A 1582-nucleotide genomic window follows, 5' to 3' on the forward strand; every position below is an offset into this window, starting at 1 on the left:
CGCCTCCAGCGCCTCGCGCGGCGACATCTCGTCGGGGTGCAGGGCCTTGACGGCTTCTAGCAATTGTTCGGCTTCGCTCGGCGGCGCCGGCTCGGCGGCAGCGCGGGAGGGGACTGCGAACAGCGGCAAATCGTCGGCCAAGGCGCGGGCGGTCTGGCCGCGGTCCTGCGCCTCCAGTTTCGCCAGCACCGACTTGGCGCGCGCGATGACCGGCGCGGGAAGACCAGCGAGTTTGGCGACCTGGATGCCGTAGGAACGGTCGGCCGAGCCCGGCAGCACTTCATGCAGGAACACGACGTCGCCCTGCCATTCCTTGACCCGCACGGTGGCATTGAACATCCGCGGCAGTTTGGCGGAGAGCGCGGTGAGTTCGTGGTAATGCGTGGCGAACAGCGCGCGGCAGCGGTTGCTCTCATGCAGATGCTCGATCGCGGCCCAGGCGATCGACAACCCGTCGAAGGTCGCGGTGCCGCGGCCGATCTCGTCCAAAATCACCAGTGAGCGCTCGCTGGCCTGGTTGAGGATCACGGCGGTTTCCACCATCTCGACCATGAAGGTGGAGCGGCCGCGCGCCAGATCGTCGGCGGCGCCGACGCGCGAGAACAGCCGGTCGACGACCCCGATCCGCGCCCGCGCTGCCGGCACGTAGCTTCCGATCTGCGCCATTAGCGCGATCAGCGCGTTCTGGCGCAGAAAGGTCGATTTGCCCGCCATGTTGGGGCCGGTGATCAGCCAGATCTGGCCTGCCCCCACCCTACCTTCCCCCGCTTGCGCGGGAGGGTAAGGTGGGGGTACCGGCGAGAGGTCGCAGGCGTTGGCGATGAACGGCGCCCCGTCGCGCTTCAGCGCCTGCTCGACCACGGGATGGCGGCCGGCCTCGATCGCGAAGCCGAGCGAGCCGTCGACCTCGGGCCGCACGTAATTGTCATCGACGGCTAATTTCGCCAGCGCGGTCGCAACATCGAGCAGCGCAAAGCCATGCGCCGCGGCGCGGAGATCGTCGCTGGCGGCGAGCGCCATGGCGCAGAGCCGCTCGAAGATTTCCAGCTCCAGCCCGAGCGCGCGGTCGCCGGCATTGGCGATCCTGGCCTCGATCTCGCCGAGTTCTGACGTGGTGAAGCGGATTTGCCCGGCCAGCGTCTGGCGATGGATGAAGGTCGCGTTCAACGGCGGCGCCAGCAATTTTTCGCCGTGCTGGGCGGTGACCTCGACGAAATAGCCGAGCACGTTGTTGTGCCGGATTTTCAAGCCCTTGATGGCGGTCGCGTCGGCGTAGCGCGCCTGCATCGCGGCGACCACCTGCCGCGAGGCGTCGCGCAGATTGCGGCTCTCGTCGAGCGCGGCCTCATAGCCTTCGCGCACGAAACCGCCGTCGCGTTTCACCAAAGGCAGTTGCTCGGCCAATGCACGCTCGAATTCGCGCGCCAGATCGCGCGAGGGACGGCGCAAGGCGTCCGTGACCGCCGCGATCTCGTGTGGCGGATCGTCGAGCCGGCCGAGCCGCGCCAGCGCTTGATCCGCCGCCAGAATGCCGTCGCGCAATCCGGCGAGATCGCGCGGGCCGCCGCGGCCGACCGACAGC

1 protein-coding gene is annotated in these 1582 nt (G+C 68.6%); it reads right to left on the minus strand.

Going from position 1 to position 1582, the window contains the following annotated elements; genetic code table 11:
• Nucleotides 1–1582 (minus strand): DNA mismatch repair protein MutS (gene mutS, locus WCE35_RS21100; protein ID WP_424595255.1); only part of this gene is annotated, 1582 nt, incomplete at both ends.

It is taken from the genome of Bradyrhizobium sp. (assembly GCF_049691595.1).
GTDB lineage: Bacteria > Pseudomonadota > Alphaproteobacteria > Rhizobiales > Xanthobacteraceae > Bradyrhizobium.